The 26,990-nt window shown below is 44.4% G+C and carries 25 protein-coding genes and 1 other annotated feature; of the genes, 20 read left to right on the forward strand and 5 right to left on the reverse strand.

Translation table 11 applies throughout. The features are described from left to right. The first annotated feature begins 20 nt into the window (after positions 1–20). The 8 genes from thiI (at position 21) to A5867_RS04275 (ending at position 9,271) form a co-directional block, all read left to right on the forward strand. Entirely contained in the window at positions 21–1,229 is a 1,209-nt protein-coding gene (gene thiI / locus A5867_RS04235; protein ID WP_005225147.1) for a tRNA uracil 4-sulfurtransferase ThiI, read from the forward strand. 154 nt (positions 1,230–1,383) lie between these two features. After that, complete coding sequence (locus A5867_RS04240) at positions 1,384–2,037, forward strand: redox-sensing transcriptional repressor Rex (protein ID WP_005225148.1); 654 nt, start codon at positions 1,384–1,386, stop codon at positions 2,035–2,037. 65 nt (positions 2,038–2,102) lie between these two features. After that, entirely contained in the window at positions 2,103–2,594 is a 492-nt protein-coding gene (gene tpx / locus A5867_RS04245; RefSeq protein WP_087626942.1) for a thiol peroxidase, read from the forward strand. Positions 2,595–2,651: 57 nt separating this feature from the next. Continuing rightward, positions 2,652–2,886: a binding site (T-box leader), on the forward strand. A gap of 436 nt (positions 2,887–3,322) precedes the next feature. After that, a complete protein-coding gene (locus A5867_RS04255) occupies positions 3,323–5,968 on the forward strand; it encodes a valine--tRNA ligase (RefSeq protein WP_061053800.1) in 2,646 nt (881 codons plus the stop codon). Between the two features lie 147 nt (positions 5,969–6,115). Continuing rightward, positions 6,116–7,429, forward strand: coding sequence for a folylpolyglutamate synthase/dihydrofolate synthase family protein (locus A5867_RS04260; RefSeq protein ID WP_086339175.1), 1,314 nt, complete (start codon positions 6,116–6,118; stop codon positions 7,427–7,429). Then, on the forward strand, positions 7,422–8,096 hold the full coding sequence (locus tag A5867_RS04265; protein WP_005225153.1) for an HAD family phosphatase: 675 nt from the start codon (positions 7,422–7,424) through the stop codon (positions 8,094–8,096). Before A5867_RS04260 ends, A5867_RS04265 begins: the two co-directional genes overlap by 8 nt. An 82-nt stretch (positions 8,097–8,178) precedes the next feature. After that, positions 8,179–8,871 (forward strand): DNA repair protein RadC, encoded by a 693-nt coding sequence (radC, locus tag A5867_RS04270; protein ID WP_005225154.1) that lies wholly within the window; start codon positions 8,179–8,181, stop codon positions 8,869–8,871. A 199-nt stretch (positions 8,872–9,070) separates the two neighbouring features. Then, on the forward strand, positions 9,071–9,271 hold the full coding sequence (locus tag A5867_RS04275) for a cold-shock protein (protein WP_005225155.1): 201 nt from the start codon (positions 9,071–9,073) through the stop codon (positions 9,269–9,271). Between the two features lie 145 nt (positions 9,272–9,416). Here A5867_RS04275 and A5867_RS04280 read toward each other — a convergent pair whose 3' ends face one another. Both A5867_RS04280 and A5867_RS04285 read right to left on the reverse strand, forming a co-directional pair. Next, positions 9,417–11,096, reverse strand: a complete 1,680-nt coding sequence (locus A5867_RS04280; protein ID WP_005225156.1) for a ribonuclease J — start codon at positions 11,094–11,096, stop codon at positions 9,417–9,419. Position 11,097: 1 nt separating this feature from the next. Beyond that, positions 11,098–11,310, reverse strand: a complete 213-nt coding sequence (locus tag A5867_RS04285) for a DNA-directed RNA polymerase subunit epsilon (RefSeq protein WP_005225157.1) — start codon at positions 11,308–11,310, stop codon at positions 11,098–11,100. A 401-nt stretch (positions 11,311–11,711) separates the two neighbouring features. On the opposite strand from A5867_RS04285, the gene A5867_RS04290 reads away from it, so the two are divergent. The 3 genes from A5867_RS04290 (at position 11,712) to A5867_RS04300 (ending at position 15,855) form a co-directional block, all read left to right on the forward strand. Then, the gene (locus A5867_RS04290) at positions 11,712–13,445 is read left to right on the forward strand and encodes an ABC transporter ATP-binding protein (RefSeq protein WP_010747462.1); all 1,734 of its coding nucleotides are present in this window, start codon (positions 11,712–11,714) and stop codon (positions 13,443–13,445) included. Further along, the gene (locus A5867_RS04295; RefSeq protein WP_005225159.1) at positions 13,442–15,199 is read left to right on the forward strand and encodes an ABC transporter ATP-binding protein; all 1,758 of its coding nucleotides are present in this window, start codon (positions 13,442–13,444) and stop codon (positions 15,197–15,199) included. The genes A5867_RS04290 and A5867_RS04295 overlap by 4 nt, the downstream gene beginning before the upstream one ends. 62 nt (positions 15,200–15,261) lie before the next feature. Next, entirely contained in the window at positions 15,262–15,855 is a 594-nt protein-coding gene (locus A5867_RS04300) for a gamma carbonic anhydrase family protein (RefSeq protein ID WP_249270011.1), read from the forward strand. A gap of 61 nt (positions 15,856–15,916) precedes the next feature. Here the strand turns inward: A5867_RS04300 and clpP are convergent, their stop codons facing one another. Then, a complete protein-coding gene (gene clpP / locus A5867_RS04305) occupies positions 15,917–16,507 on the reverse strand; it encodes an ATP-dependent Clp endopeptidase proteolytic subunit ClpP (protein WP_005225161.1) in 591 nt (196 codons plus the stop codon). A 175-nt stretch (positions 16,508–16,682) separates the two neighbouring features. Between clpP and A5867_RS04310 the strand changes: the two genes are divergently transcribed. The 6 genes from A5867_RS04310 to glnA all read left to right on the forward strand — a co-directional run bounded on the left by A5867_RS04310 (position 16,683) and on the right by glnA (position 22,399). Further along, positions 16,683–17,201, forward strand: a complete 519-nt coding sequence (locus A5867_RS04310) for a hypothetical protein (RefSeq protein ID WP_005231097.1) — start codon at positions 16,683–16,685, stop codon at positions 17,199–17,201. Positions 17,202–17,424: 223 nt separating this feature from the next. Then, positions 17,425–18,174: a glycerophosphodiester phosphodiesterase gene (locus tag A5867_RS04320; protein WP_081091760.1), complete on the forward strand. Its 750-nt coding sequence runs from the start codon at positions 17,425–17,427 to the stop codon at positions 18,172–18,174. Then, complete coding sequence (miaA, locus tag A5867_RS04325; RefSeq protein ID WP_087626943.1) at positions 18,171–19,088, forward strand: tRNA (adenosine(37)-N6)-dimethylallyltransferase MiaA; 918 nt, start codon at positions 18,171–18,173, stop codon at positions 19,086–19,088. The genes A5867_RS04320 and miaA overlap by 4 nt, the downstream gene beginning before the upstream one ends. After that, positions 19,085–20,329, forward strand: a complete 1,245-nt coding sequence (gene hflX, locus A5867_RS04330) for a GTPase HflX (protein WP_087626944.1) — start codon at positions 19,085–19,087, stop codon at positions 20,327–20,329. The genes miaA and hflX overlap by 4 nt, the downstream gene beginning before the upstream one ends. Positions 20,330–20,618: 289 nt before the next feature. Further along, entirely contained in the window at positions 20,619–20,999 is a 381-nt protein-coding gene (locus A5867_RS04335) for a MerR family transcriptional regulator (protein ID WP_005225166.1), read from the forward strand. A gap of 59 nt (positions 21,000–21,058) precedes the next feature. After that, a complete protein-coding gene (glnA, locus tag A5867_RS04340) occupies positions 21,059–22,399 on the forward strand; it encodes a type I glutamate--ammonia ligase (protein ID WP_005225167.1) in 1,341 nt (446 codons plus the stop codon). Positions 22,400–22,714: 315 nt separating this feature from the next. Here the strand turns inward: glnA and A5867_RS04345 are convergent, their stop codons facing one another. After that, positions 22,715–23,104, reverse strand: coding sequence for a YxeA family protein (locus A5867_RS04345; protein WP_087626945.1), 390 nt, complete (start codon positions 23,102–23,104; stop codon positions 22,715–22,717). Between the two features lie 234 nt (positions 23,105–23,338). On the opposite strand from A5867_RS04345, the gene A5867_RS04355 reads away from it, so the two are divergent. The 3 genes from A5867_RS04355 (at position 23,339) to A5867_RS04370 (ending at position 25,738) form a co-directional block, all read left to right on the forward strand. Beyond that, a complete protein-coding gene (locus tag A5867_RS04355) occupies positions 23,339–23,941 on the forward strand; it encodes a LysM domain-containing protein (RefSeq protein ID WP_005225170.1) in 603 nt (200 codons plus the stop codon). A gap of 152 nt (positions 23,942–24,093) precedes the next feature. After that, positions 24,094–24,795, forward strand: a complete 702-nt coding sequence (nagB, locus tag A5867_RS04360) for a glucosamine-6-phosphate deaminase (RefSeq protein ID WP_005225171.1) — start codon at positions 24,094–24,096, stop codon at positions 24,793–24,795. Between the two features lie 232 nt (positions 24,796–25,027). After that, positions 25,028–25,738, forward strand: a complete 711-nt coding sequence (locus tag A5867_RS04370) for an MgtC/SapB family protein (RefSeq protein ID WP_034858162.1) — start codon at positions 25,028–25,030, stop codon at positions 25,736–25,738. A gap of 79 nt (positions 25,739–25,817) precedes the next feature. Here the strand turns inward: A5867_RS04370 and A5867_RS04375 are convergent, their stop codons facing one another. Beyond that, a complete protein-coding gene (locus A5867_RS04375) occupies positions 25,818–26,990 on the reverse strand; it encodes a cellulase family glycosylhydrolase (RefSeq protein WP_074934473.1) in 1,173 nt (390 codons plus the stop codon).

A 26,990-nucleotide genomic window follows, 5' to 3' on the forward strand; every position in this document is an offset into this window, starting at 1 on the left:
CAAATCAAAGGAGTTTTCTCGTGAATTATTCAGAAATCATGGTTCGTTATGGCGAACTGTCAACAAAGGGCAAAAATCGTCGTAGTTTTATTATGCAATTAGCTTCAAACGTCAAACGTACCTTAGCAGATTATCCCCATGTCAAAGTTCATGCCGAGCGAGATCGCATGCACTTGCTATTGAACGGTGAAAACAGCCAAGAGATCATTCCTAAGCTGCAAAAAGTCTTTGGGATTCAAAACTTTTCCCCCAGCATTCGGGTCGAAAAAGATATCGAAGTATTAAAGAAAGCCGTTCAAGACGTCATGGCAGAGATCTATACGGGCGTTGAGACCTTCAAAATCACAGCCAAGCGCAGTGATCATTCGTTTGTGCAAGATAGCAACCAGTTGAATTTGACCTTAGGGAATGCGGTGATCGACCGTTTTCCTGATATCAAAGTCCAAATGAAAAAACCAGACATCAATTTGCGTGTAGAAATACGGATCGATGGCGCTTATTTGTCTTATGAAACGATCCAAGGAGCCGCTGGGCTGCCAGTGGGCACCAGTGGAAAGGGAATGTTGATGCTTTCTGGCGGTATTGATTCGCCAGTCGCAGGCTACTTTGCCATGAAACGCGGCGTTGAGATCGAAGCGGTCCATTTCGCAAGTCCTCCTTATACGAGTGAACAAGCGTTGCAAAAAGCCAAAGATTTAACGAAGAAGCTTGCGCCTTATGTGGGAAGCATCCAGTTTATCGAAGTTCCGTTTACAGAAATCCAAGAAGAAATCAAAAATCGTGTGCCACAAGGCTATTGGATGACCATCACCCGTCGGATGATGTTGCGTTTGACGGATGCGATTCGGGAAGCTCGTCATGGCTTGATCATCTTAAATGGTGAATCATTAGGACAAGTGGCTTCACAAACTTTGCATAGCATGGTCGCCATCAATGAAGTAACCAATACGCCGATCGTGCGCCCAGTGGCAACGATGGACAAATTGGAAATCATTGAAGTTGCTGAAGCCATTGATACCTTTGAATTGTCGGTCCAGCCATTTGAGGATTGCTGCACAATCTTTGCACCTCCTCAACCAAAGACGCGCCCAAGACTGGATAAGGTCCACCAATATGAAGAACGTCTCGATATCGAAGGGATGATGGAACGTGCGATGGCTGGGTTGAAACTGGAAGCAATCACGGCAAATCAAGAAAAAGCAGCAACGGAATTCGCTGAATTTTTATAATAAAACCCCGATTTTAATGCTACGACCACAACTGTTTTTGAACATTTGTGGTCGTTTTTCATCGAGTGAGAGAGTTTGTGAATATTTTCTTGCTATTGAAAATGGAACATGCTACACTCAATATGTGAATCATTTAACAAGGAGGGTGGACAGGATGGAAGCATTAAGAGATAAAAAACTTCCGAAAGCGACGGCAAAACGTTTGCCAGCTTATTTACGACACTTAAAATTACTGGATGCCTCTGGTATTCAGCGAATCAAATCGAAAGAGTTTGCAGAAATCACGCAAGTTCCTTCAGCCACGATCCGCCGAGATTTTTCTCATCTAGGAGAATTGGGCAGAAGTGGCTATGGCTATGATGTTCCTTATCTGATTGAGGTATTGAGCTATATCTTAGAAACCAATGAAGAGAAAAAAATCGCCTTGATTGGTTATGGAAATTTAGGAAAAGCGTTAGCCAACAACAATTTTCGCAGAAATGAAAATCTTTCCGTGGTCGCGGTTTTTGACAATGATCCAGAAATGATTGGTCAGACCATTAGTGGGCGTTATGTCTATGGAATGGATCAATTGGCTGAAGTCGTAGCAGAAAAAGGGATCACCGTAGCGATTTCGACCGTTCCTAGTCGTTATTCACAAATGGCGATCGATGCGATCGTGGATGCTGGGATCACAGCGATTTTAAATTTTGCCCCTGATCCCGTCATCGTGCCAAAAGACGTCAATATCCAATACATTGATTTGACGACAGAATTGCAAACATTGATCTTTTTTGATACGACCTACTCGCAAAAATCGAAAGTCTGAGCAAATCCTTTTCGTTTTTTGACAATCTTTCTTATACTGGGAGAAAATGCTATAGGAGAGATGTTATGCAAGTTACACACAAAGAAATGGTTTATGAGATGCCTGGCAACCAACCAAAAGTAGGGGATAAAGCAGCTGATTTTCGCTTGAAAAGTTTAGAGGACAAGGAATACACACTGACAGATTTTTTAGGAAAACCAACGATCATCAGCGTGGTTCCCGATATCGTGACACGCGTCTGTGCATTGCAGACCAAGCGTTTCAACCAAGAGGCAAGTCAATTGGATGACATCCATTTTGTCACGATCTCTAACAATACAAAAGAAGAACAAGCGCAATGGTGCGGCCAAGAAGGAGTTGACATGATCATGCTTCATGATCCGGCGAATACCTTCGGTGAGGCCTATCAAATCATGATCCCAGACTTCGGTCATTTTGCCCGAGCAATTTTCGTTTTAGACCGTGAAGGCGTGATCCAACACGTTGAGATCGTGCCTGAGATCTCCCACGAACCGGATTATCAAGCAGCCATTGACGCTGCGAAAGCAAACCTCTGATTGACTTTCAAAAAAGTTCATTGTAGAATGTAGCAAGATGAAACAAGAATCTATGATAGCAAGACAATGTTCAAGAGGAGTATCAGTGACCCTGGCGGTCAGAGAGAAGTCGGTCGGTGCAAGACTTCCCCAGACACTGAAAAGGTAGCTTGAAGGTCTTTGATCCGAACCACGGTTTGTTTCTTGCAGACAAAGCCGCACAGTAAGATCAAGCGCGTCGTGAACGTTACCTCACGTCAAAGTGGCAGAGCAATCTGCAATTTAGGTGGTACCGCGTATCAGCGCCCTAATGCCTCGGCATTAGGGCGCTTTTTGCTGTGAATCACTGCGAGTGGCCCACAAAGTGGGACAGAGCAGATGATGAACAGTACTAGGCGACCATAGGGAGCGTAGTAACCATACTAGGAATCACTGCGATTGGCTTGCGAAGCAAGACAGAATAGATGATGAACAGTACAAGAAGTCATCAAAACTGGTCCACGAAGCGAGTGAGATCGTTTGCCAAAAGCCCTAAGACACAATAGCGGATCACGGAAGCGAGCCTTGAGCTCTGTAAGCAACGTTTTTTTACGAACAATAAGCGAGGCGTCAACAAACAGCTGATAATCATCTCTACCACGGCACTAATCCTGAACGATTCAAACATTGTCACGCTTTACCCAGCAACAGGCACAAAAAAACCACACCAACCATTACGTCTAAAAAACGTAACTTTAGGAGGACCAACTATGACAGAAACTGAAAATCTATCCACCAAGTACAATCCCCAAGAAGTAGAAGCGGGGCGCTACCAAGATTGGTTAGAACATGACCGTTTTAAACCAAGCGGCAACAAAGAAGCAAAACCTTATTCTATCGTGATTCCACCGCCAAACGTAACAGGAAAATTGCACTTAGGTCATGCCTGGGATACCACGTTACAAGACATCATCATTCGTCAAAAACGGATGCAAGGGTATGACACCTTATGGCTACCAGGTATGGACCATGCCGGGATCGCTACCCAAGCCAAAGTAGAAGAAAAGCTGCGGGAACAAGGGATTTCTCGCTATGACCTTGGTCGGGAAAAATTCGTTGAACAAGTATGGGATTGGAAAGAAGAATATGCCGGTCACATTCGGGAACAATGGGCGAAACTAGGTTTATCTCTAGACTATAGCCGTGAACGGTTCACATTAGATGATGGATTATCCGAAGCGGTCCGTAAAGTTTTCGTGACGCTATATGAAAAAGGCTTGATCTATCGTGGCGAGTACATCATCAACTGGGATCCGCAAGCCCGCACGGCATTATCTGATATTGAAGTGATCCACAAAGACATCGAAGGTGCTTTTTACCATATGTCTTACGAATTAGCAGATGGCAGCGGTGTGGTGGAGATCGCAACGACTCGTCCAGAAACGATGCTGGGGGATACAGCAGTCGCGGTTCATCCAGAAGATGAACGTTATCAAGCATTGATTGGTAAAAAAGTGATTTTGCCTTTGGTCAATAAAGAGATCCCAATCATCGCAGATGAGTACGTGGACCAAGAATTTGGAACAGGGGTCGTAAAAATCACTCCTGCCCATGACCCGAATGACTTCGAGGTCGGTAACCGCCATGACCTTCCGCGGGTCAATGTCATGAATGATGACGGAACAATGAATGACTTAGCAGGTACCTACGCAGGCATGGATCGTTTTGCTGCTCGTAAGCAAATCGTGAAAGACTTAGAGGCGTTAGGTCGTCTGATCAAAATCGAAAAAATGGTTCATAGTGTAGGGCACTCAGAACGGACAGGCGTAGTAGTCGAACCTCGTTTATCGACACAATGGTTCGTAAAAATGGAGCCATTAGCAAAACAAGCCATCGACAACCAAGAAACCGACGATGCGGTGGACTTTTATCCGCCACGTTTCAACCAAACATTCTTACGTTGGATGGAAAATGTCCATGACTGGGTGATCTCTCGTCAGTTGTGGTGGGGCCATCAAATCCCAGCTTGGTACCACAAAGAAACGGGAGAAATGTATGTAGGACTTGAAGCGCCAGCAGATGCCGAAAATTGGCAACAAGATCCAGACGTATTGGATACCTGGTTTAGTTCTGCTTTATGGCCGTTTTCAACAATGGGGTGGCCAGATGAAAACAATGAAGATTTCCAACGCTACTTCCCAACGAATACATTAGTGACCGGCTATGACATCATTTTCTTCTGGGTAAGCCGTATGATTTTCCAAAGCTTGGAATTTACTGGCAAACGACCATTTGAAAATGTCTTGATCCACGGATTGATCCGTGATGAACAAGGTCGCAAAATGAGTAAGTCGCTTGGAAATGGGATCGATCCGATGGAAGTCATTGAACAATACGGTGCCGATGCATTGCGTTGGTTCTTATCAAATGGCTCTGCACCGGGGCAAGACGTGCGTTTCAGCTATGAAAAAATGGATGCCGCTTGGAACTTCATCAATAAAATTTGGAATGCTTCCCGTTTCGTCTTGATGAATGTCAGCGAAATGACTGCCGAAGACATTGATTTTTCTGGTGAAAAATCAGTGGCGGATCGTTGGATCTTGACGCGCTTGAATGAAACGATTGAAAAAGTCACTGATCTTTTTGAACGCTTCGAATTTGGGGAAGCGGGTCGTCAATTATACAACTTTATCTGGGATGACTTCTGTGACTGGTACATTGAAATGTCGAAAGAAACCTTATACGGTGACAATGAAGCAGCGAAACAAGTCAATAAGAGCATCTTAGTCCATGTTCTTGATCAAATTTTACGCTTGTTGCACCCAATCATGCCATTTGTTACAGAAGAAATCTGGAGCAAACTGCCGCATACAGGGGAATCATTAGTCGTTGCTGAGTATCCACAAGTGGCACCAGAATGGACCGATGAAAAAGCGGCGCAAGGGATGGAAGTGTTGAAAGAATTGATTCGTTCGGTTCGAAACATCCGTGCAGAAGTAAACACACCACTTTCGAAACCAATCACTTTGCTGATCCAAGCAAATGAACCTGAGATCGAAGAATTCTTGATCGCCAACAAAAACTATATCGAACGCTTCTGTAATCCAGAAGAACTAGAAATATCTAACAGCTTACAAGCCCCTGAATTGGCGATGTCAGCCATCCTATCAGGCGCGACGATCTACTTGCCGCTAGCTGGGTTGATCAACATTGAAGAAGAAATCGCGCGTTTGGAGAAAGAACTAGCGAAGTTCACCCAAGAAGTTCAACGGGTACAAGGCAAATTGGCAAATGAACGCTTCGTTGCCAATGCACCAGAGGAAGTCGTAGCACAAGAACGCAGCAAAGAAGCCGATTATCTTGAAAAACAAAAAGCAGTCCAAGAACGGATCGAGCAATTGCGCACGATTCAATAGGAAGCGTCGACTGTCTGCAAACAAGCATCTCTTGTAGATGCTTGTTTTTGCGTAATCGATAGAAACCGTCAAACAAATTTCTCGTTTAAAGGAAAGAAATTGGGAAAGCTGTGTGATTTTTGATAAAATAAGAGCGAGGTGAAGGAGATGACAAGCGAAGAAGCAACAGCGTGGATCCATTCGCGTTTGGCATTTGGGCAAAGACCCGGATTGATGCGTGTCGAAGCATTATTAAAACGAATGGGCAATCCTGAAAAAAACATAACCATGATCCATATCGCCGGCACGAATGGCAAAGGATCAACCGTCAGCTATTTGCGCAGTCTTTTAGAAGAAGCTGGGCAGCAAGTGGGGACTTTTACTTCCCCGCACATTGAAGCGTTCAATGAACGGATCGAAATCAATGGACAATTTATATCAGATGAGGATTTGGTTGCTTGGGTGGAGAAAATCCAGCCGCTGGTTGCTGAAATCGATCGTGATGAAACCCTGACGGGCATCACTCAGTTTGAGATCATTACTGCCATGGCGTTAGGCTATTTTGAAGAAAAAAAAGTCGATGTTGCGATAATGGAAGTTGGCCTAGGGGGACTTTTAGATAGTACCAACGTTATTTCCCCGATGTTGACGGCGATCACGACGATCGGCATGGATCATATGGATGTTTTAGGCGATACCATTGAAAAAATCGCAGCCCATAAGGCGGGGATCATTAAACCACAAATTCCACTTGTGACTGGCAATATCGTTGAAAGTGCGCTTTCGGTGATCGATTTGAAAGCTGCAGAAGCACAGGCACCTGCGTATCATGCAGGGCAAGAGTACCGTGTGACCTATCGTCACCCTGATGAAGAGTGGGGCGAATTGTTTGATTTTGAAAATGAGCATGGCAAAATCAAAGGCTTGAAAACACCGATGTTAGGCCGCCATCAACCAGAAAATGCCGGTGTTGCGATCCAATTGTACAGTCTGTATTGCGACCTACGGCAGCTGCCATTTTCAGCTAAAGAAATTCGCAATGGGCTAAGAAAAGCCTATTGGCCCGCCCGAATGGAACGAATCAGCAGTGAACCACTGGTGATCATCGATGGCGCCCATAACGTGCATGCCATGGCTCGCTTGGTGGATACGATGAAAGAAGAGTTCAGCGACTATCGCATCCATGTGCTGTTCTCAGCCTTAGAAACCAAAAACGTCAATGAGATGCTTCAGCAATTGCTGGCAATTCCGCAAGCCGAGATTTATTTAACGACCTTTGATTTCCCAAAAGCATTGCATTTAGCAGACGGCTATCAGGAACTCGATGAAAAACGAATCTCAACCGTCTCTTTATGGCAGTTTGGCTTGGCAGAATTATTAGAAAAAATGACCAATGAAGATTTGCTGCTGGTGACAGGATCGTTGTATTTTGTTTCAGAAGTTCGTGAATTGTTGTTGGCAATAGGAGGAAGAAATGGCTAAGTTACGTGGTGTGATTTTCGATATGGACGGCTTGATTTTTGACACGGAGCTGCTCTATTACCAGGCTACTCAAATCGTGGCGGATCAAATGGGGATTCCCTATACAAAAGAGTTGTATTTAGCTTATGTGGGGGTCTCGGATGAAGAAGTCTGGGCAGCTTACCATGAGCGGTTCGACGAAGCCTTTGGCCATCAAATGATCGAAGACTTTATCCAAGCGGCTTTTCAGCAAACGCTGGAAATGTTCCAACGGGGCGAGGCTGAATTGAAGCCGGGCATCCACGAGTTATTGCATTATCTTGATGAGAAAAAGATTCCCCGAGTGTTGGCGTCTAGCAACCAGCGCAAAGTGATCGATACCTTGCTGGAAGCAGCAGGCTTAACGGCGGAATTTCCTGAGATCGTCTGCTTTGATGATGTCACACGGGCAAAACCAGATCCTGAGATTTTTGAAAAAGCCCACGCATTATTGGCGGTACCAAAAGAAGAATTGGTGATCCTTGAAGATTCGGCTAACGGTATTCATGCTGCTCATGGGGCAGGGATCTCAGTCATTATGATTCCCGATTTGATCGCGCCGACGACCATCATTGAAGAAAAAGTCTTGAAAGTCTTACCATCACTAGAGGATGTCCCAGATTTTCTAGAAACCGCCTTTTCGATCTAGCAGCGATTTTTTGCGCACCTGATTCATGAAATACTCTCTCCTTTGCGTATCTTTTATTAGACCGACGCAAAGGAGTTTTTTTATGATCAATGAAACAGTGATTCCCCAAAGCTCGTTTCCCCGAGAGCGTTTAGTAGAATATGGAGTGGATGCCCTTTCGAATCAAGAATTATTGGCCATTTTGCTGCGAACTGGCTCACGTCCTCTGAATGTCCTCGAATTAGCGGCCAGTGTCTTGAATCGTTTTCAAGAATTGTATGAACTAAAGCAAGCGACGATCGATGAATTACAAGAAATTCGCGGCGTCGGACAAATCAAAGCCATCGAGATCAAAGCGATGGTTGAATTAGGTGTGCGAATCCAGCGCTCCGCTCAACCAAAGTACGGTAAGGTCAACTCTAGTATGGCGATCGCCCATCAGTTGATCCAAGAGTTGAAGGATTGTCGTCAAGAGCATTTACTAGGGCTATATTTGAATACGAAAAATGAGATCATTCAGAAAAAAACGATCTTCATCGGATCGTTGAATCAGTCGATCGCTCACCCACGGGAGATTTTTCATTGGGCGGTACGCTACAGTGCCGCCCGAGTGATCGTCGTCCACAACCATCCCAGCGGCAGTCCCCAAGCCTCAGAGGCAGATCTGCTGTTTACACGCCGCTTGATCAAGTGCGGAGACTTGATGGGGATCGACATATTGGATCATTTGATCATTGGCGACAACGCCTATGTCAGTTTGCGAGAAGAGGGACTGTGGCAACAGGAAGACGTGTGAAAATAAGCCGAGTTTGCGAACATTATTAAAAATAAAGGTGAATTGTCTAATCGTCTGTCTTGCAAAAAAATACGGGCAAGTGTAAAATATTATTGTAATTTTGTTTGCTGAATAGATGTTGAAACGCACGTTAGGCCTCTATCGCACAAAGGCAATGTTACACACAATTAAGTGCTTATGCACGAGGAGGTTTTTTTTAATGGAACAAGGTACAGTAAAATGGTTCAATGCTGAAAAAGGGTTTGGTTTTATCTCTCGCGAAGACGGTACAGACGTATTTGTACACTTTTCAGCGATCCAAGGTGAAGGATTCAAAACTTTAGAAGAAGGTCAAGCAGTAACTTTCGACGTGGAAGATTCTGATCGTGGACCTCAAGCAGTTAACGTAAACAAAGCGTAAGCTTTCAAACAAACTGCCAGTAAGAGCACTTTGAAATCAAAAACCCCAAAAGACCATCGCTTCGATGGTCTTTTTTTTTGCTTTTTATAAGGGAAAGGAAAAAGGGTAGTTCTCAGTAACCTGAGAACTACCCTCGCATGTGAGACTATAAATCGTCCGGCGTCATGATCATCGAAAGGATCATTGGATGACGCTCGGTTTTTTCAAATAGGAATGGCTGTAACGCCGAAGACATCGCTTCTCTTAATTTGTGTTCTGTTGGGTCTGGTTGGTTCAAGACTTCCCGCAATGCACGGAAGAGGATCTGCTGTGCTTCGTTGATCATCTCGCCAGATTCCCGCATATAAACAAACCCACGAGAAAGGATATCTGGTCCAGCAAGGACTTCTTTCTTCGCTACATCGACTGTCGCGACTGCTAAGACGAGGCCTTCCTCTGAAAGAATGCGACGATCTCGTAGGACGACATTTCCGATATCACCGATACCGCTGCCGTCGACATAAACATCATTGGCATTGAAATGACCAGCCAAGCGAGCGGTATCCGCTGTTAAGGCCAACATGTCACCATTTTCCATAATGAAACAATTTTCTTTTGGTACACCGACATCTTGTGCCAACTGGGTGTGGATGTTCAGCATCCGAAATTCCCCATGGACAGGCATAAAGAATTTTGGCTTCATTAGACGCAACATCAGTTTTTGTTCTTCTTGGCCACCGTGACCAGAAGTATGGATGTTGTTCAATTTGCCATGGATCACGTTTGCGCCAGCTTCCAACAGCAAGTTGATCAGCTGATTGACACTCGTGGTATTTCCTGGGATCGGTGAGCTTGAGAAAATCACGGTATCATCTGGGTGAATTTGGATTTGACGGTGAGTCCCGTTGGCAATCCGACTCAAAGCAGCCATCGGCTCTCCTTGAGAACCCGTACAAAGGATCATGGTTTCGTTTGCAGGCAAACGGTTGATTTCATGAGATTCCACAAAGGTTCCATCTGGCACCTTGATATAGCCAAGGCGCTGTCCGTTGACGATCGCATTTTCCATACTGCGTCCAAAAACGGCGATTTTACGTCCAGTCGCAACCGCCGCATCTGCAGCTTGTTGGAGACGGAAAATGTTGGAGGCAAAGCTGGCAAAAATGATCCGACCATCGATTTTTTCAAAAATCTTTTGGATCGAGCTGCCGATCGTTTTTTCTGATTTGGTAAAGGTCGGAATTTCTGCATTGGTACTATCGGAAAGGAGGCAAAGGACGCCTTCTTCACCAATTTTTGCCATTTTGTGCAAGTTTGCTGGTTCGCCCACAGGCGTAAAGTCAAACTTGAAATCGCCAGTTGCGACGATATTGCCAGAAGGCGTTTTGACAACGACACCTAAAGCATCAGGGATACTGTGAGTCGTTCTAAAGAAGCTGATGGATGTTTTACGGAAACGAATCACCGTATCTTCATTGATTTCGTGTAATTCCGCATCCCGCAATAAGCCATGCTCATCTAATTTGTTGGTGATCAAAGCAAGTGCCAAGGGTCCCGCATAGATCGGGATATTGGCTTCCCGCAACAAGTAAGGGATTCCGCCAATATGGTCTTCGTGACCATGAGTGACGATCAAGCCTTTGACTTTCGGTAAATTTTGAACGATGTAGCTATAATCGGAAATGACATAGTCGATCCCAAGCAGTTCATCTTCGGGGAATTTGATTCCCGCGTCAATTAAGATGATCTCATCTTGGAATTGAACCCCATAACAGTTTTTTCCGATTTCGCCAAGTCCACCGACGCCGAATACGCCAGTCTCATTATTTTTCAGCGAAACTTTCATCTTAAAACTCCGCTAATTTGAAATCAGCGTTTTCTTTTTCGTAAGCTAAATGTTTTTCATCTAGTTCTTGAACGAACTCGATGTTGTATGGGGTATTTTGTTCAACCAGACGGCGTGCGATCACCGCATCGTCTGCTTCAATGTACAAAGAGTGGGTTTGTTCTCTCTTTGGGTTGCGGTCTTTTGTTTCTTGGTAATAAATTTTGTAAATCATATCTTTTCTCCTTTATCTGCTTTTCGCAGTAGTCTATTTGGTTGATGAATTCGCTGCATCACAAAATCGAGGTCCGAATAAAGTGACCTGAAAAGAAGGCTTCGAGAGCCGCTGCATGCTTTTTTCAGACAATCGTTGTGAGAAAAAAGAGAAAGCCTCGTCTTTGCTTTCCAAATGTCGTCATAAAAAATTCACCGGGTTTGTAAGTCGTTCCACTACAAGTATCCCTAGTTTATCACAGAAAAACGAATAAGTATAGAAACACGTCATTTTGAAAAGGCTTACTGAAAGAAAATGAAAGGACTATCGCTGAAGTTTGCTTTTTTTCGTTGAAAGTGCATTACAATAAGAATATTCCTATGCTATAGTAGAAGTAATGAAGTAAAAAAGGAGGGGATTTTTTGAAATTAATGTGGCACTACACGATGAGAAACAAGAAACTGCTGGTTTTTAATTTCATCTGTGTTTTTGGTTTTATTTTGATTGAATTAGGTTTGCCGACGTTATTGGCAAGAATGATCGACAAAGGGATCGCCGCTGGTGATCGCGACTACATATGGAAAATGGGTGCGGCGATGATCGCGATCACCATTGTGGGGATCACGATGAACATTTTGTTAGGCTATTTCACGTCACGTATCACCACTAACATTGTGGCAGATATTCGTGACGATCTTTTTGAAAAAGTCCAAGGCTATTCACATACCGAATATGAAAAAATCGGGGTTTCATCATTGATCACCCGTGTGACCAATGATGCGTATCAAATCATGCTGTTTATGCAAAGCATCTTACGGACAGGTTTAATGACACCCATGATGTTTGTGGTCAGCTTGTACATGGTCATGCGGACAAGTACACAACTAGGGTTGTATGTTTTGGGGGCATTGCCGATATTGCTGATGGCCGTCATCGCCATTGCCAAAATCTCGGAACCCTTATCCACTAAACAACAAGCCAATCTAGATAAAATCAATGGCATCTTGCGGGAAAATCTCTCTGGTTTACGAGTGATCCGTGCCTTCGTCAATGAAAAATTTGAAGAAAAACGCTTTGGCAAAGTCAACCAAGCCTATGCTTCTAGTTCTCGCAGCTTGTTTCGCTTGATGGCAACGGCACAACCAGGCTTTTTCTTCTTATTCAATATCGTGATGATTTTGATTATTTGGACGGGAAGTATTCAAATCGATCAAGGGCAACTGCAGGTCGGTGACTTGATTGCATTTATCGAATACATCTTCCATGCGCTGTTTTCTTTCATGCTGTTTGCGACTGTCTTTACGATGTATCCACGAGCGGCGGTTTCTGCTCGTCGAATCCAAGAAGCGTTAGATGCGACTTCTGAAATCAAAGAGCCAGAACAGCCAGTGACTGAAACTAAGACGAAAGGCTTCTTGGAATTCAAAAATGTTACCTTTGCTTATCCAGGACATGCTCAAAGTCCAGTGATCCGTAATGTTAGCTTTACCGCTTCACCAGGGGAAACCGTGGCGTTTATCGGTAGTACTGGAAGTGGAAAATCAACCTTGATCCAATTGATCCCACGTTTTTACGACGTCAGTGAAGGCCAAGTCTTGGTGGATGGTGTTGACGTTCGGGATTACAGCTTAACGACGTTGCGCAACAAGATCGGGTTTATCCCTCAAAAAGCGTTGCTATTTACAGGGACGATCGCAGAAAACCTACGCTATGGCAAAGAAGATGCCACGCAAGCAGAGCTGGAACGAGCAGCCGAGATTGCGCAAGCGGCAGATTTCATTTCTCGCACACCAGATGGCTTTGATGCTCACTTGGCAGAAGGCGGAACCAACTTCTCTGGCGGACAAAAACAACGCCTAGCGATTGCCCGTGCGGTGATCCGCCAACCAGAGATCTATATTTTTGATGATAGTTTTTCTGCATTGGATTACCAAACGGATGCAAAATTGCGGGCACGCTTGAAAAAAGAAACCACAGAATCGACCGTTTTGATCGTTGCTCAACGAGTAGGAACGATCATGAATGCCGATAAGATCGTCGTCTTGAACGAAGGCGATGTGGTTGGCATCGGCACCCACAAAGAACTGCTGCAAACTTGTCCAGTATACTACGACATTGCGGCGTCACAATTATCAGAGGAGGAGTTGGCACAATGAAAGCAATCTCTTCTTTAAAACGGTTAGGTGCTTACATCAAACCGTACAAAGTACAATTTATTCTAGTCTTGTTGTTTACTGTTGCAACCGTCGGCTTCAATGCGGCAATGCCGTATGTTTCTGGATTACCGACGACAGAGATCAGCCGCAACATAGCCGCTGGCGAAGGCGTTAATTTTGATTACGTGATCCTTTGCTTGATCTGGATCGCAGTCGTCGGTGTCGGTTACTGTTTCTCACAATTGATGTCAGGGCTGCTGATTACCAACGTTGTCCAATCTGCGATGCGAGATTTGCGGCAAGATATTGAAGAAAAAATCAATCGTTTGCCCGTTTCTTACTTCGACCGCAACCAACAAGGGAATATCTTGTCACGGGTGACCAATGACGTGGATGCCGTCAGCGGTGCAATGCAGCAAGCCTTGATCGGGATCGTCAATGCCTTCTTAGGAATCGTTATGGCGGTTTCCATGATGTTTTACATCAATACCTACATGGCATTGGTTTCATTGATCATGATCCCAGCCTCCTTATTGATTTCTCGCACGATCGTCAAAAAGTCGCAAAAAGACTTCCAAGGCATGCAAAATGCGTTAGGGGATCTGAACGGCTACGTACAAGAAAACATGACTGGATTCAGTGTGTTGAAAGTGTATGGACGGGAAAAGCAAACACTTGAAGGATTTAAAAACGTTAACCACCAGTTGCGCTATTACGGCTTTCGTTCTGCCTTTGTGTCAGGCTTGATGATGCCGCTGGTGCAAATGACCGCGTACTTTACCTATATCGCAATGGCAGTCATGGGGAGCTTTTATGTGATCAGCGGCGTAATCGTTGTTGGTCAGCTGCAAGCGTTCATACAATACATTTGGCAAGTCAGTCAGCCAATGGGGAACATTACCCAGCTGTCTTCCGTGTTGCAAAGTGCCTCAGCAGCAGCAAAACGGGTCTTTGAAATCCTAGATGAGGAAGAAGAGCCAGTCAATCAAACGGATATCCAATTGCCAGAACAAATCAGAGGCGACGTGACCTTTGAACATGTCGGCTTTGCCTATGATCCGAAAAAACCGTTGATCAAAGACTTGAACTTTGAAGTCAAAGCTGGACAAACCGTGGCGATCGTGGGACCAACAGGTGCTGGGAAAACCACCTTGATCAATTTGTTGATGCGTTTTTATGATGTCAATGAAGGGGCCATCAAGATCGACGGCATCGACACGAAGAAAATGGAACGTCACGATGTTCGGTCACTATTTGGGATGGTCTTACAAGATGCATGGTTGTACGAAGGCACGATCGGCGACAACATTCGTTTTGGGAAATTAGATGCCACCGATTATGAAGTCGTTGATGCAGCGAAAACCGCCAACGTCGATCACTTCATTCGCACGATGCCAGACGGCTACGAAATGATCATCAACTCTGAAGGGGACAATGTCTCCTTGGGGCAAAAACAATTGTTGACCATCGCTCGGGCAGTCATCTCTGATCCGAAGATTTTGATTCTCGATGAAGCCACCAGTTCGGTGGATACCCGCTTAGAAGCGCTGATTCAAAAAGCAATGGATAAAGTGATGGAAGGTCGTACCAGCTTTGTGATCGCCCATCGTTTGTCAACGATTCGTGAAGCAGATCTGATCTTAGTGATGGATCAAGGGTCGATCATTGAAAAAGGCAATCACGAAACCTTGTTGGCAGCTGGCGGCTTTTATAGCCAACTGTACCAAAGCCAATTTTCAGAAGAAGCCGAGTAAGCCCAAAAGAGCGTCCAGTCAGACTGGCGCTCTTTTTGCATTGTCGCAAGGGTGGTGCTATAGTGAAAAAAGAAAGCGCAGATCCGTTTATGGATTGGAAGGAGAAGTTGATGGACAAAGAACAATCAGGGAATGAAACCCACAAAACAGTTTCGCCAGCCTCGTTGCAAGGAACACCTTGTTTTGTGGCAAAAAATGCGACGATCCTAGGAAACGTGACTCTAGGAAAAGAGAGTACGGTCTGGTTTCAAGCAGTGATTCGAGGCGATGCCAATCGCATCGAAATCGGCGCGCGTACCAATATTCAAGATGGAACGATCATTCATGTTGATCACGATGCCCCGACGATCGTGGAAGACGATGTGACTGTTGGGCATCAGTGTATGCTTCATGGCTGTACCATCAAAAAAGGGGCGCTGATCGGCATGAGCTCGATTGTTTTGAATCATGCAGTGATCGGTGAAAATAGTTTGTTAGGTGCTGGTTCGTTAGTAACGGAAGGAACCGTCATTCCGCCCAATGTGTTGGCGTTTGGTCGTCCTGCACGAGTGATCCGCCCGTTGACAGAGGAAGAAATCGCCAAAAATCAGGCAAACATCACGCATTACGTGGAAAATGGGTATGCTTACCAACAGGGCGAATATGGTGAAGTCTGACGCCGAACCAAAAGACGCAAAAAGGTGTACGAATTGCTTCGTACACCTTTTTTATGCAAGCTTATTTCAATTTGTTTGATTCCATGATCTCGTCGATCAAGCCGTAATCTTTGGCTTCTTGTGCGGTCATGAAGTTGTCACGATCGGTGTCGCGTTCAATCACTTCGATTGGTTGACCGGTACGTTCTGACAAGATTTTGTTCAGACGTTCGCGGGTTGCCAAAATGTGGCGGGCAGCAATTTCGATCTCAGTTGCTTGACCTTGGGCGCCACCTAATGGTTGGTGGATCATGATCTCTGCATTTGGTAACGCAAAGCGTTTGCCTTTTTCACCAGCGGTCAATAAGAATGAACCCATAGAAGCAGCCATCCCCATAACGATGGTTTGAACATCGGCTTTGATAAAGTTCATGGTATCAAAGATCGCTAGACCAGCAGTAACGCTTCCGCCAGGCGAGTTGATGTACAAGTAGATGTCTTTTTCAGAATCTTGCGCGTCCAAGAATAAAAGCTGAGCAATGATCGAGTTTGCTAAGTCATCGGTTACTTGACCACTCAACATAATGATCCGGTCTTTTAATAGACGAGAATAGATGTCATACGCTCTTTCACCGCGAGATGATTGTTCAATGACTGTAGGAATTAAATTCATAGTGATAGTCCTCCTAAAAATCGTTATAGATATAGTTTAGCATAAAGTTTTCGCAATATCTAAGAGATAGTATACCGATTAGGTCAAGAAAGGTCAAATAAAAAGTTCGTTATCTTTTTTGCGAAACTTTCAAATATGATACAATATGAAAAAAGGAATGAGGAAGGATCGAAGAATGGCAGTAGCAATAGCAGGTTTGATCGGCGTCTTAGTGGGCGCATTGTTAGTAACCATCATTTTTAATTTACGCATTCGGTATGAGGAGCAAAAAGAAAAACAACGCCGTTTGTTGGAGCATAAAGTCAAAGAAATCGAAACGTTGGTTTTATTGAATCAAAAAATCAGTGAGATTCTACAAAAACGGGTCATGCTGATGGATGAGTATGTCAGCTTTGATGCCTTTGACGACTGTTATATCACCATCGATGATTTTGCCTATCTACAATCTTTTGCGGCGCAAAACAGTTTTTATCTACCGAATTTTTTCTTGGAAGAATTTTTCAAAAAAATCGGGACACGTCGGGTGATTTTATCCCCGGAGGAAACTGTTAAAATCGGTGGGTATACCTATAAAGGCGGTCGGATCATTATGGAAAATTTCCTTGATCAATTAGTCGAAATGGTCAATGAGCGTAAAACCCAAATGAAAAACATGACGAGCGAACCGTTGACCTATTTTTCAAAAACGATTTGATTCTACTGGTCAGCCGTTTTCCTTGGTTAAGGCAACCAAACCAGAGTATCGACGGTTGCGCTTTTTTAACTGATCACACACACTCTTACTGCGATCATAGTAAGGGTGTTTTTCTTTGACCGAAACAAAGCGTTATTATTCATTAAGAGGATCGAAACAAACAGAGGCTTTTTGGTTCTAGGAGATTCCATGGTAAAATAAAGAGTGAGAATGGAGTGAAAGAATGATGGTACAAATCGTTGCCCACCGCGGGAGTAGCGGCAACCGACCTGAAAACACGCTACCAGCATTTGCGGAAGCGGTGCGGGTCAAAGCTGATATCATTGAGTTAGATGTACATCTATCAAAAGATGGCGGCTTGATCGTCATGCATGATGAAACGGTTGATCGAACGACCAACGGCAAAGGTCGGATCTGTGACCTGACGGTTGCTGAACTAAAAGACCTCAATGCTGGCAGCTGGTTTTCTGAGGAATTCCAAGCCGCCAAAGTCCCCACGCTAAAAGAAGTGTTGGATTTACTTGCAGCGAAGAATTATCGTGGCATTTTGACGATCGAATTAAAAACCGATCATTATGAGTATGAAGGAATCGAAGCCAAAGTATCCGACTTATTGAATAGCCAAGAATGGCCCTTTACTCATTGGTATTGTTCCTTCAATATCGAGACCTTGGATCGGATGCATGCGATCGAACCGGATGCGACCCTTGATTTTATTATGGGACGCGGGGAAGACAAACCACCGTTGGCGCTCAGCCGACCGTATATCGAAGGAATTCATCCTGCCTATCGCTGGGTCCAAGAGACAGCAACGGTCTTAACTGATTTTCCGATCGCGATCCGTCCGTGGACTGTCAACGAAGAAGCGGCGATTCGCACCTGCTTGGCTCTGGGGTTGACGGGGATCATCACCGATTTTCCAGAAAAAGCTCGGGCTATTGTGCAGCAGGTCCGCGAGGAAACAAAAGGATGAAAAAAGTCTTAGTAATCGTGGGACCGACCGCAGTCGGCAAAACCGCCTTGAGTATCCAGTTAGCCCAAAAATACCAAGGGGAGATCATCAGCGGGGATTCCATGCAAATTTACCGTCAGTTAGATATCGGTACCGCCAAAGTGACGAAGGAAGAAATGGCAGGGATTCCTCATCATTTGATCGATATTCGTGCAATGACGGAAGCATACTCTGCCGCTGATTTCCAGCAAATGGGGCGTGAAGCCATCGAGACGATCCAGCAGCAAGGAAAGCTGCCGATCGTTGTAGGGGGAACAGGGTTATACATCCAAGCGCTTTTGTATGACTTTCGTTTAGGGGCAGAAGAAGGCGACCCTACGATTCGTCAGCGTTACGAACAAGAAGCAGCAGCCATCGGCAAAGAAGCTTTATGGCAAAAGCTGCAGGCGGTCGATCCCTTGGCAGCAGCGAAGATCCACTACAACAATGAGCGGAAAGTGATTCGTGCGTTGGAGGTTTTTGAAACGACTGGCGAAAGTATCGCTGCACCAAAAGAGACACCACAAGCTTTGTACGATTTCTTCATGGTCGGTTTAACCACTGAGCGAGAAGTGTTATACCAGCGAATCAATCAGCGGGTGGACTTGATGATGGATCAAGGCTTGATCGAAGAAGCAAAAGCTGTTTTGCAGTATCCAGAAACGCAAGCCGCCAAAGGGATCGGCTACAAGGAATTTTTGCCCTATTTTCAAGGGCAGGCCACATTGGAGGAGACCGTTGAGCAAATCAAGCAAAACTCACGCCGCTACGCCAAGCGGCAGCTGACGTGGTTCAATAACCGAGCGCAGCCCCGATGGATTGATTTAGTGAGGCAACCTGAAGAACAACGTACCCTTGAAACAGAAATCGACCAATGGTTGGAGGAGAAAAGATGAGCCAAGAACGTGTGATTCTTGTCGGAGTAGAAACGGAGAAAAACTATCTTCATTTTGATTCGTCAATGAAAGAATTGAAAAGCTTAACAAAAACCGCCAATGGTGAAGTTGTTTTTTCACTGGTGCAAAAACGGCAGCAAGTCGATCGACAAACCGTGATCGGCAAGGGGAAAGTTGCGGAATTGCAGCAGTTGGCAGAAGCACATGAAGCAGATCTAGTGATCTTCAATCATGAACTGACACCAAGGCAAAGCCAGTTGATCGGTGATGCGCTAGAAGTGCCAGTGATTGATCGCGTTCAGCTGATCCTTGATATTTTTGCGATGCGTGCCCGTTCCAAAGAAGGAAAGCTGCAAGTAGAATTGGCGCAGCTGGATTATTTGCTTCCACGCTTGATAGGGCAAGGAAAGAACATGTCTCGGCTAGGGGGCGGAATCGGAACGAGAGGGCCAGGGGAAACCAAGCTGGAGACCGATCGTCGACACATCCGCAACCGCATCACCATCATCAAACGGGAATTGAAGGAAGTGGCAGCCCATCGAGACCGAACACGCCAAAAGCGCAAAGACAGCCAAGTCTTTCAAATGGGCTTGATTGGTTATACCAATGCTGGAAAATCAACTATTTTAAACATTTTGACCAGTGCGGATACGTATGAGCAAGACCAGTTGTTTGCGACACTCGATCCTTTGACGAAACGCTGGCGGATGCCAGAAGGATTCGAAGTCACCATTACCGATACGGTTGGTTTTATCCAAGAATTGCCGACCCAATTGATCGATGCGTTTCATTCCACACTGGAGGAAAGTCAAAGCATGGACTTCTTGCTACATGTCGTCGATGCCAGTTCCGAAGAACGGGTCCAGCAAGAGGAGACGGTCTTAAAATTAATGGAGGAACTTTCTTTGACCCAATTACCGATGTTGACGGTTTACAATAAGGCGGATCGCATCGACGCCGATCAGTTTGTCCCAACACTATTTCCCAATGTCTTGATCTCAGCAAAGAGTACCAAAGGCAAAGAGCGCTTGACTCAGGCGATCAAAATGGAATTGATGCAGATCATGCAGCCTTATCATCTGGTGTTGCAAGCCGATGAAGGCAATGCGCTGAATCGTTTAAAACGGGAGTCGCTAGTGTTGAGCAATGCCTTCGATGAAGCAACACAGACCTATCATATCAAAGGATTTGCGCTGGAGGATACCTATCCACTACGCAGAATGGCGCAAGAACAAGAATAAACAGAAGCGGTGCAGCCGATGCACCGTTTTTTTTGTGGTGACAAAATTATGGAAGTATAAGTGGTTTGGCTTCCTTCGAGTGCAAAACCCGAACATTTTCGGCTAAAGCACCATTTCTTCCAGAAAAGGACTGCTTGAACATGCGATCAAATCTAGGGTCTAATGAAAAAATCAAAAAAATTTGCATTCATGTCACTTTTTATAACATGAGGGGTTGACACGCAAAAAAAGAATTGGTATAGTTTCCATAAAGTTACGCAGCATCATTGAAACGGAGGGGAGCCAAGTTATGCGGGAAAAAGAATTGCGGCGCTCAATGTCAGTCTTTCCTATCGGAACAGTCATGAAATTGACCGATCTCACCGCCCGTCAAATTCGTTATTACGAAGAACAAGAATTGATCCACCCGGAACGCAGCGATGGCAATCGACGAATGTATTCGCTGAATGATATTGATACCTTGCTTGAGATCAAAGACTATCTTTCCGATGGACTGAACATGGCGGGAATCAAACGAGTTTATGAAATGAAAGTTGCCAAAGAAAAAGAAGCGAAGAACAAACCGCCGCTGACCGATGAAGATGTTCGTCGAATTTTTTATGATGAACTCTTGGCTCAAGGTGGATTGAATCAACAACAGCCATACCAGCAAAAAGGTCCACGAATGTAGAACATTAGTAGATCGTTGCTGTGATATAAAAAAAGAATTGGGAAAAAGGAAGGGATACTATGCCAAAATTTGAAAGAACTGCCGAAGACATCAAACAAATCGTAAAGGATGAGAACGTGCGCTTTTTACGCTTGATGTTTACTGATATTTTAGGAACGAACAAGAACGTTGAAGTACCTGTAAGTCAATTAGATAAAGTACTGGAAAACAAAATGATGTTTGACGGTTCTTCTATTGAAGGATTTGTCCGTATTGAAGAAAGTGACATGTATCTATATCCTGATTTGTCGACCTGGATGATCTTCCCTTGGGAAAGTGAACATGGCAAAGTGGCTCGTTTGATCTGTGATATCTACAATCCAGATGGTACCCCATTTGCAGGCGACCCTCGCGGCAACTTAAAACGGGCATTAGCGGACATGCAATCCCTTGGCTTTACTTCTTTCAATCTTGGACCAGAACCCGAATTTTTCCTATTCAAATTAGATGAAGCAGGCGAAATCACAACTGAATTAAACGACAAAGGCGGCTACTTCGATTTTGCCCCAACCGATCTAGGGGAAAACTGCCGTCGCGATATCGTATTAGAATTAGAAAGCCTTGGCTTTGAAGTTGAAGCGTCTCACCATGAGGTGGCACCAGGGCAACACGAGATCGACTTTAAATATGCGGATGCAGTGGAAGCATGTGACAACATCCAAACCTTCAAGCTTGTCGTGAAAACCATTGCTCGTAAACACGGCTTGCATGCGACCTTCATGCCAAAACCATTATTCGGCATCAACGGTTCAGGCATGCACTGCAACATGTCCTTGTTCAAAGGTGATGAAAATGTCTTCTTTGATGAAGAAGGACCAATGCAATTAAGCCAAACAGCGTATCACTTCTTAGGCGGTTTGATCGAACACGCCCGTGCTTACACGGCTGTCTGCAACCCAACCGTCAACTCTTACAAACGCTTAGTGCCAGGTTACGAAGCGCCTGTATACGTGGCATGGTCAGGACGCAACCGTTCACCATTGATTCGGGTGCCAGAATCAAGAGGCTTGTCAACGCGTTTGGAATTGCGTTCGGTTGACCCATCCGCTAACCCATACTTAGCAATGGCTGTTTTATTACAAGCAGGACTTGATGGCGTTAGACGTGAGTTGACACCACCACCAGCTGTCGACCGCAACATCTATATCATGAACGAAACAGAACGTGCAGAAGCACAAATCGAAGATCTGCCATCAACGATCCACAATGCCATCAAAGCATTGCGTAAAGACCAAGTGATGATCGATGCCTTAGGCAAACACATCTATGCCAACTTTGTCGAAGCAAAACGATTAGAATGGGCAGCCTTCCGCCAAACAGTCTCCGAGTGGGAAAGAGAACAATACTTGGAACTCTATTAAAATCGCAAAAAAAGCCGCTAGAGATAAACAATCTAGCGGTTTTTTATGATGAAACTAGCGTTTATCCTATTGATTCTGGTTTTATTTATTTCCGATCGTCAATAGCTACTTGATCAAAATTTGAGAAAAAACCCATTGCGAAGCTAGAGCGGTTCTGTCTATAAGAAGCGTAACTCCTGACCATTGGGGAAAATCAAAAAATACCAGTCGGGCGAGGACTGGTAAGAGGAAGAAAAATAGTTTTGGTATAAAGCTAGCATAGGCCGTCAAAGTAAAATGAACCTTAAAAAGTAGAAAGTTTCTTGTAAGAAGTCCTTATTCATCAAAGGTTTCTAGCTCAGATAGTATTTTTGCTGGGACTTCTGATTGAGGGATTTCATTGGGACCAGAAATGATGCGGGTCTTACTGATTTCTGCTTTGACTAAAGTATTTGGAGCCAATGGTTTTACATTTTCGCCCGTCAGGTCATAGGTCATGAGTTCTTTTTCACCGTTTTTCTTTACGAATTCAAAGGTGTATTTGTAGGTAAAAGAGCCATCGATTTTTTTACCAGAATCGCTGTAGGTTTGTGTCTTTTCAGGGACTTTGTTGGGCGTGATAGCATAAGCCGTGATGCCGCGATACGTTGTTGCATAGTACGTGTAGCCGAAATAGCCGGCTACGACAATAATCAAAACGCCAAGCGTTAATAGTAGTTTTTTCATGGGTGTCATTCCTTTCCATTACTAGCATCACTATAGCATGTGGCCACTAAAAGCACTCATCGAAAGGGATAACAATATTGTAAGTTTAGCATTTTTGAATAAAAATCCTGTAACTTTCTGTTTAACAATTGTGATAATGAAAAATATTTCTGAAACCTTCCTGCAATATTGTAATGTTATTCTCTTACTTGTGCCCGATAGCGGGACAAATAATCAAAAGAGAGGTTTTTTCATTTGAAAAAATTTGCATTTACAGTTGTTGCAGGATTTGGTTTATTCGTTGGCGGAACAGTTGTTTCAGCAGCAGAACAAACCCATGTTGTCAAACCAGGAGACACTCTATCTGGGATCGCTGCTACTTATCAAACAACGGTCGAAGACCTTTTAGCTTTAAATGATTCGATCGAAAATCCAAATATGATTTTTGATGGCGAAACATTGTTGGTTTCTAACGATGGCCAATCAGTAGAAAACAAAGAAACAAGTACGAAAGAAAGCACAGAAAAAAGTGAGTCTACAGCGACTGCTAACGTGAGTCAAACTCGTTCAAGCGTTCCTGGTGCTGGTTCTGGTGTCTTGAATCCAGTGGATGGGATCAACTATTTCAATGGTGTGAGAGAATCGTACTACTCACAAAAAGTCTTGCCAGGAGGCGGATTGAATATCCCTGGTCGCCATGTAGCATCAGACGGAACCATCCGTGATGCCGATGGGTACATCGTTGTTGCTAGTGATAATCAACCGAAAGGATCGACTGGTCAATCATCTTTAGGTGCCTATAAAGTCTATGACACAGGTGTCGGTCATAGCGGTATTGATGTTTATACAAATTGGTAAACAAGTAGAATACGAGTAGAGACGAGCGCATTTTAGAGCTCGTCTTTTTTTATTGGCGAGAAAAAATCGTCATCTGGTCTAGACTAATTATTGTAATTAAACACAACCTGTGGTATTATTGGACTATACCAAATAGAAACGGAGCGCTGATCATGGAAATTATTCGCGTTAAAGATGCTGCTCAAGGCGGAAAGAAAGCTTTTGAATTGATTCAAGAAGGTATGGCAAATGGCGCCAAGGTCCTAGGCTTAGCAACAGGAAGCACGCCAGAGACCCTTTATGCAGAAATGACTGCCAGTGAAGTTGATTTTTCAGAAATGACTTCAGTCAACTTAGATGAATACGTAGGACTAGGCGGCGAAGACGAACAAAGCTATCGCTACTTCATGAATGCTCATTTATTCAATAAAAAACCATTCAAAGAAACCTTCGTACCAAACGGCAAAGCGGAAGACTTAGAAGCAGAATGCCAACGCTACGATAGCGTGATTGCGGATCACCCAGTTGATATCCAAATCTTGGGTATTGGACAAAACGGACATATCGGCTTCAACGAACCTGGTGCATCCTTTGAAGGAACGACCTCAGTCGTTGATTTGACTGAATCAACCATCAATGCCAACAAACGCTACTTTGATAAAGTCGAAGACGTCCCAACGACGGCAATTTCAATGGGGATCGGTTCGATTATGCAAAGCAAAAAAATCATTTTGATGGCATTTGGCGAAGTCAAAGCGGATGCGATCCAAAAAATGATTGAAGGACCCGTAACCAACGAATTACCAGCTTCTGTTTTACAAAAGCATGATGATGTGATCGTGATCATCGATGAGGCTGCTGCCAGCAACCTGTAAAACAAAATCAGCCCTTTTCAGAAATGAGTCAGAAGGAAAAATGAGCCATCCTCGCAGCTTCCCCCTGCGCTTGTGCAGTAGCGCCAGCGCAGCTGCGAGCAATGGTTTGTAGCTTACTTGCTTATTTTCTGAGGGGGCTTTTTTTATTTGACTGATTCGGCGCTGTTTTTTTCTTTTTTTCATCAGAGATGCTATAGTTAAAAGAGAGAATACGAAGAAAAGAGGGATGCAAATGGTTGATATGCATTTATCCATTCCTGAAGTAGCGCTGAGATTGCTGCTGGCAATGATCATGGGAGGAGCGATTGGGTACGAGCGGCAATACAAAAGCCGACCAGCTGGTCTTAGAACCCATATCTTGGTTTGCATGGGAGCTTGTGTCATTGCATTGATCCAAGTGGAGATCGCCACAGGTGCCATGCGAGATGCGCTGGATCATCCAGATTTAGCAGGCGTGATTCGTTCAGACGAAGCACGATTGATCGCACAAGTCGTCAGCGGGGTCGGTTTTCTAGGCGCTGGAACGATCATTGTGACGAAGCGCTCGGTGACGGGGTTGACGACGGCTGCTTCCTTATGGGCGATCGCAGGTTTAGGAATTGCCATCGGGATGGGCTTTTACACCATCGCATTAAGCAGTTTTATCGGGATCTTCTTTGCATTGACGATCGTTAAGCGGATCGTCCGCGTACCGACAGCAAAAAAATTAGAGATCCAGTACATCCATCGCACCGAGACCAAAGAGTTTTTGACGGAGTACTTCCAAGAGAAAAATATCGTGATCGAAGATGTCAATTTTGATGTCAAATTTATGGAAGACTATCGCATTTATACCAACATTTATACGATTGATCTCCCCCGAGGGCTAGGCTTTTCTGAAGTGATCGAAGAATTGTCTGTCTACAAAAATGTCACGAAGATCCGCTTAGTGGATATTGCTTAAAAGCAACAAAAAAGCGAGATTGAAACGTAACGCAAACAGGTATCGTTTGCTTCGTTCCAATCTCGCTTTTTGTTGTGTTTTAGAAACGTGGATCGATCCAGTTTTTTGCCATAGCGCGACTAGCATCCCAGGAATCCCAGCCATACCAAGCAGGCTCATTGATCGTATCGATGGATAACTTATAGGTCCAGTACATATGTCCGGCTCCTTGGTTCCAAGCTGTAATTGAAGCACGCCACAAAGTTTGATAAACTTCTTCTAATTCACTTTTTGTCAAACTACGGTTACTGCTGAATTCTTCTTGTGTTGGATTGATGCCGCCTTTGGTATCTGTACCAACAGCATAGGAGTTGAACAAGGACCACTCTCCAACAAAAACCTCGACATATTGTGCAACCGTGGCGATCTCTTTGGCTAAGCCATCAATGAAAGACACATAGGCTTCCAAGGATTGCTCTGTGCCAGCCATTTCTGCCATCATAACGTATTGGTGCGTATCTAGCATGACATTGTGAAAATCGTTTTGGGCGAAAAACTCTTTCCAAGCATGCAATTGGAAGCCGTCATGAAAGACGATCACTTTGTCATTGCTTAAATAGTTGCGCATTCTTCGATAGGCATCTTGATAAAAAGTTTTCAAAAAGTCTAAAGAAATTGGGGCGCTACCTTTTGCTAACGCAAGATCACGAGGTGGAAAACGATCCATGGGATTCATGCTGTGCCATACTTCACCATCTGTGATCGGTTCGTTTAATACTTCAATGCCCCACAATGCTTCGTGATCTGCATATCTTTGCGCCAAACGTTCCAAGACCGTTAATTCGAAGGCCACTTCTTCGGGCATTTGTGCCCATCTGACTACACCCGAGAGACCACCATTGTCAAAACCATTTTGGCTGAAGGGTGCGGTATGAAGATCGATCAAGATTTTTAGGTCATAAGCCTTCGCCCAAGCGAAGGCTTTATCCAAATAGTCGATACAGCCAATGAAGGGGGCACGATCACCAAAAATAAAATAAGGGACAGGTATTCGAACGGTATTGAAGCCAGCTGCTGAAATGCGCAAGAAATCAGCTTCAGTGATGAATGTTTCACGATGAATCAACAACCGTGCTTGGTATTCAGCTTCTGGTAGATCATAGGCTAAATAATACTCGTCATCGGCAGGTGTTCCTTGAAAGAGACTAGGTGCCATCCATTTTTCTAATACAAGCCAACCGCCTAGGTTGACGCCTCTAAGTTTTTGTTCCAT

The sequence above is a fragment of the Enterococcus sp. 6D12_DIV0197 genome (assembly GCF_002174385.1).
Classification (GTDB): Bacteria; Bacillota; Bacilli; order Lactobacillales; family Enterococcaceae; genus Enterococcus_D; species Enterococcus_D casseliflavus.

Excerpts from the sequence above, each read along its gene's own strand:
- A5867_RS04240 (WP_005225148.1), top strand. The coding sequence starts at position 1,384 with ATGGAAGCATTAAGAGATAAAAAACTTCCGAAAGCGACGGCAAAACGT.
- tpx (WP_087626942.1), top strand. The coding sequence starts at position 2,103 with ATGCAAGTTACACACAAAGAAATGGTTTATGAGATGCCTGGCAACCAA.
- A5867_RS04255 (WP_061053800.1), top strand. The coding sequence starts at position 3,323 with ATGACAGAAACTGAAAATCTATCCACCAAGTACAATCCCCAAGAAGTA.
- A5867_RS04260 (WP_086339175.1), top strand. The coding sequence starts at position 6,116 with ATGACAAGCGAAGAAGCAACAGCGTGGATCCATTCGCGTTTGGCATTT.
- A5867_RS04265 (WP_005225153.1), top strand. The coding sequence starts at position 7,422 with ATGGCTAAGTTACGTGGTGTGATTTTCGATATGGACGGCTTGATTTTT.
- radC (WP_005225154.1), top strand. The coding sequence starts at position 8,179 with ATGATCAATGAAACAGTGATTCCCCAAAGCTCGTTTCCCCGAGAGCGT.
- A5867_RS04275 (WP_005225155.1), top strand. The coding sequence starts at position 9,071 with ATGGAACAAGGTACAGTAAAATGGTTCAATGCTGAAAAAGGGTTTGGT.
- A5867_RS04280 (WP_005225156.1), bottom strand. The coding sequence starts at position 11,096 with ATGAAAGTTTCGCTGAAAAATAATGAGACTGGCGTATTCGGCGTCGGT.
- A5867_RS04285 (WP_005225157.1), bottom strand. The coding sequence starts at position 11,310 with ATGATTTACAAAATTTATTACCAAGAAACAAAAGACCGCAACCCAAAG.
- A5867_RS04295 (WP_005225159.1), top strand. The coding sequence starts at position 13,442 with ATGAAAGCAATCTCTTCTTTAAAACGGTTAGGTGCTTACATCAAACCG.
- clpP (WP_005225161.1), bottom strand. The coding sequence starts at position 16,507 with ATGAATTTAATTCCTACAGTCATTGAACAATCATCTCGCGGTGAAAGA.
- A5867_RS04310 (WP_005231097.1), top strand. The coding sequence starts at position 16,683 with ATGGCAGTAGCAATAGCAGGTTTGATCGGCGTCTTAGTGGGCGCATTG.
- A5867_RS04320 (WP_081091760.1), top strand. The coding sequence starts at position 17,425 with ATGATGGTACAAATCGTTGCCCACCGCGGGAGTAGCGGCAACCGACCT.
- miaA (WP_087626943.1), top strand. The coding sequence starts at position 18,171 with ATGAAAAAAGTCTTAGTAATCGTGGGACCGACCGCAGTCGGCAAAACC.
- hflX (WP_087626944.1), top strand. The coding sequence starts at position 19,085 with ATGAGCCAAGAACGTGTGATTCTTGTCGGAGTAGAAACGGAGAAAAAC.
- A5867_RS04335 (WP_005225166.1), top strand. The coding sequence starts at position 20,619 with ATGCGGGAAAAAGAATTGCGGCGCTCAATGTCAGTCTTTCCTATCGGA.
- glnA (WP_005225167.1), top strand. The coding sequence starts at position 21,059 with ATGCCAAAATTTGAAAGAACTGCCGAAGACATCAAACAAATCGTAAAG.
- A5867_RS04345 (WP_087626945.1), bottom strand. The coding sequence starts at position 23,104 with ATGAAAAAACTACTATTAACGCTTGGCGTTTTGATTATTGTCGTAGCC.
- nagB (WP_005225171.1), top strand. The coding sequence starts at position 24,094 with ATGGAAATTATTCGCGTTAAAGATGCTGCTCAAGGCGGAAAGAAAGCT.
- A5867_RS04370 (WP_034858162.1), top strand. The coding sequence starts at position 25,028 with ATGGTTGATATGCATTTATCCATTCCTGAAGTAGCGCTGAGATTGCTG.
- A5867_RS04375 (WP_074934473.1), bottom strand. The coding sequence starts at position 26,990 with ATGGAACAAAAACTTAGAGGCGTCAACCTAGGCGGTTGGCTTGTATTA.